Origin of the sequence: Pedobacter sp. (assembly GCF_035566355.1) — a bacterium.
Lineage (GTDB): Bacteria > Bacteroidota > Bacteroidia > Sphingobacteriales > Sphingobacteriaceae > Pedobacter.
Genome location: NZ_DATMRL010000692.1, coordinates 1 through 3,851 on the forward strand (window position 1 = coordinate 1; position 3,851 = coordinate 3,851).

Consider the following 3,851-nt stretch of genomic DNA (forward strand, 5'->3'; position numbering starts at 1 on the left):
CGAGTAATTTTAACGAAGTTTATGAACAGGGCTTTAATAGTACAAGTGTAAATTTGAATTATTTAAATATTCCGATATTATTATCCTATAAAATTATTCCTATACTCAGCATTCAGGTAGGTCCGCAATTCGGAATTCTAATGAATACGAGCCAGAATATAACATCTAATGCCTCAAATGCATTTAAATCTGGTGATTTTTCTATCGTTGGTGGTGCGCAGTTAAATTTAGGAGGGTTTAAAGCAGGTGCCCGGTATATATCCGGAATAACCAACATCGATAATGTGACAAGCGTCGATACATGGAAAAACCAAAATTTTCAACTTTATATTGGATTCCGGATTTTATAATTCTTACGAAGCTTAAAGCCTAAGGCTCAAAGCCTGAAACTTCTGAATATGTAAAAGTCCTCTCGTAATTTATTGCGAGAGGACTTTTTTTGCAAAACGAGAAAGGATATTTACGGAGACTAAATTCTAAGCCCTGTTTTAGGCTTTGGGCTTTGGGCTTTAAGATTGAAAGGATGGCACCAAACTTGAGCCTAAGGGGTTCAACTATAAAAAGATAGGATAATTCCCAAAGAGGTGTTATTTTGTCACCCCTTTATAAATATGAACGATAAACTCTTTTTTCAGCGAAGCGAACAGGAAATGGATTTTATGCCCATTATTCCTATAAACGAGACAGAACATGATAACCTGGCAGACACAGAAATTCCCAAAGAAATTCCCATCCTTCCATTAAGGAATACCGTACTTTTTCCTGGGGTTGTGCTCCCGATAACCGTAGGTAGGGATAAAAGCATAAAAGCGGTAAATGATGCTTATAAGACTGACAAATTGATCGGCGTTTTGGCACAAAAAGACAGCAGTGTGGAAGATCCTTCACTGGATGAATTGGTTGCTGTCGGAACCATCGCCCGTATTATCAAAGTAATTAAAATGCCGGATGGCGGCACAACCGTCATTCTCCAGGGAAAGAGAAGGTTTAAAGTGGGTGCTATAACTACTGATGATCCTTATTTTAAAGCACAAGTAGTCCTGCTTCAGGAAGAAGAAGCGCCGAAGGACCAGGATTTTGAAGCCTATGTTTCCAATATCAAAGACCTTGCCGCTCAGATTATTCAGCTTTCACCAAATATTCCAACTGAAGCATCTATCATACTGAAAAATATTGAAAACCCTTCCTTTCTGATCCATTTTATTTCAAGCAACCTAAATTCAGAGCTGACTGATAAACAGGAACTGCTGTCAACAGATCATATCAGATCCCGCGCGGATCTCCTGATGCAATTGCTGCAGAAAGAACTGCAGTTTGCCGAATTAAAAAATAAACTCACCAATAAAACTAAAACGGAACTCGACAAACAACAACGCGATTATTTTTTACAACAACAGCTTAAGAGTATAAAAGATGAACTCGGAGGCGACAGTAATGAACGCGAGTTGCGCGAAATGCAAAAAAAAGCTGAATCAAAAAAATGGCCGCAGGCAGCAAAAGAAATATTTAAAAAGGGGATTGAGAAGCTCGAGCGTATGCATCCAAGTACACCGGACTATTCCATTGTGTATAACCATCTGGACCTGATGTTGGATTTACCCTGGAACGAATATACTGACGACCAGTATGACCTGAAGAAAGCTTCGAAAGTGCTGGATCAGGATCATTACGGGATGAAGAAAGTAAAGGAAAGAATCCTTGAATATCTTGCTGTATTAAAACTCAAGGGAGATATGAAAAGCCCTATACTTTGTTTTGTTGGTCCTCCTGGTATAGGGAAAACTTCCCTTGGTAAAAGTATTGCCAATGCCATCGGGCGTAAATATGTGCGCATCAGTCTTGGAGGACTGCATGATGAGAGCGAAATTAGGGGTCATCGTAAAACTTATATTGGGGCCATGCCTGGAAGAATTTTACAGTCATTGCGGAAAGTAAAATCTTCTAATCCGGTCATGATCCTGGATGAAATTGATAAAGTCGGAACTGATTTTCGGGGAGATCCTTCTTCAGCACTCCTCGAAGTTCTGGATCCTGAGCAGAATAATACTTTCTATGACAATTACCTTGAACTTGAATATGATCTCAGCCGGGTTTTATTCGTAGCAACTGCAAATGATATCGGTCATATTCAGCCAGCTTTACGCGACCGAATCGAGATCATTGATCTTAGTGGGTATGCAATCGAAGAAAAAATTGAGATTGCCAAGCGGCATCTTATTCCCAAACAAAAAGAAGCACATGGTTTAAAAGGAATGCCACTCAGATTGTCCGATAAGAATCTTGGTAAAATCATTTCAGATTATACAAGGGAGAGCGGGGTCAGGGATTTAGACAGGCAGCTTGCATCCATCATGCGTTATGAAGCAAAGGAATTCGCCTTTAAGTCCAGGCTTAAAGCATCCATTACAGAAAAAGATATCGAGAAAGTCTTGGGTAAGCCGAGATATAATAATGACCTCTATAAAGTAGCCAATATGCCGGGTGTTGCTGTAGGGCTTGCCTGGACCTATGTAGGTGGTGATATTCTTTTTATTGAAACCAGTATAAGTGATGGAAAGGGTGAGCTCAAACTTACCGGAAACCTTGGCAATGTGATGAAAGAAAGTGCAACCACCGCACTGACTTATTTACAGTCTAATGCAAAAAAATATGGGTTGAACCCGGATATTTTTGCCAAGAAAACCCTGCATATCCACGTTCCCGAAGGAGGTACACCAAAAGACGGGCCCAGTGCCGGTATCACCATGATGAGTTCACTTGCTTCTGCTATTACGGGCAAAAAGATAAAACCTTACCTGGCGATGACCGGTGAAATCACATTGCGCGGACAGGTATTACCAGTTGGTGGGATCAAGGAAAAAATTCTTGCGGCAAGAAGAGCCGGCATTAAGGAAGTGATTTTATGCTGGCAAAATGAAAAAGATATCAGTGAAATAGATTCTAATTTCATCAAGGGACTGAAATTTCATTATGTGAAAACCATGCAACAGGTTTTGGATCTGGCGCTTGTATAAACTTAAAGCCCAAAGCTTTTTAATGAGGTAAATGAGGAATTGTGGATATGAGAGAAATAAAAATGGAATTTTTATTGATAATGTGCAATTAAGAAATTGAAATTACTCAGGCATCCAATAAGAAGTTTTGAGCTTTAGGCTTTAGACCCTAAACTTTGGGTTTATTAACAGGTCTTTCACAAAACTGGATTAAACCATTGGATAATCCTTACGTTATAATTACAACCACAAAGATTTTCATGTTGGTTGTTTTAAGGGTTAAAAAAAGTTCCTCCATTTCTATGGAGGAATTCTTGTTTTAAGCCTTTCTTAAGCTTAAAGCCAAAGCCCAAAACTTTTTTATTTGTGGAATATAATTAAGATTTTAATTTTTTACATTTTCCACATTTAGTTTTAGGCTTTGAGTGTTAGGCTTTAAGCTTTTAAAAGCCGGCATAGCATCCAATCCGAGCAATGAAAACATGGCATTATCTTCTTCAAATGAGGGATTAGGTGTAGTTAGAAGTTTATCTCCGGCAAATATTGAATTGGCTCCCGCCATAAAACAAAAAGCTTGCTCAGGAATACTCATTTCAGCGCGACCGGCACTTAATCTTACCATGGATTTGGGCATTAAAATCCTTGCGGTTGCAATCATTCTTATCATATCCCAGATTTCGACCCTTGGATTATTCTCGAGGGGAGTTCCTTTGATCCTTACCAGTGCGTTAATAGGTAAACTTTCAGGGTGTTCCGGAAGGGTTGCCAGTGTACAAAGCATATTTATCCGGTCCTCATGTGTTTCACCCAGACCGATTATACCTCCACAACAAACACTTATGCCTGCTTTTCGGACAT

2 protein-coding genes and 1 pseudogene are annotated in these 3,851 nt (G+C 39.3%); 2 read left to right on the plus strand and 1 reads right to left on the minus strand.

Translation table 11 applies throughout. The features are described from left to right. Both VNZ46_RS27180 and lon read left to right on the plus strand, forming a co-directional pair. Positions 1-350 (plus strand): outer membrane beta-barrel protein (locus tag VNZ46_RS27180; RefSeq protein WP_325564470.1); only part of this gene is annotated, 350 nt, incomplete at its 5' end. 261 nt (positions 351-611) lie between these two features. Beyond that, entirely contained in the window at positions 612-3,014 is a 2,403-nt protein-coding gene (lon, locus tag VNZ46_RS27185) for an endopeptidase La (protein ID WP_325564472.1), read from the plus strand. A 364-nt stretch (positions 3,015-3,378) separates the two neighbouring features. On the opposite strand, the pseudogene VNZ46_RS27190 reads toward lon, so the two are convergent. Beyond that, a pseudogene (locus tag VNZ46_RS27190) lies at positions 3,379-3,851 on the minus strand (biotin synthase); the annotation flags it as partial.

Coding starts and splice junctions, on each gene's coding strand:
- lon (WP_325564472.1), top strand. CDS start 612: ATGAACGATAAACTCTTTTTTCAGCGAAGCGAACAGGAAATGGATTTT.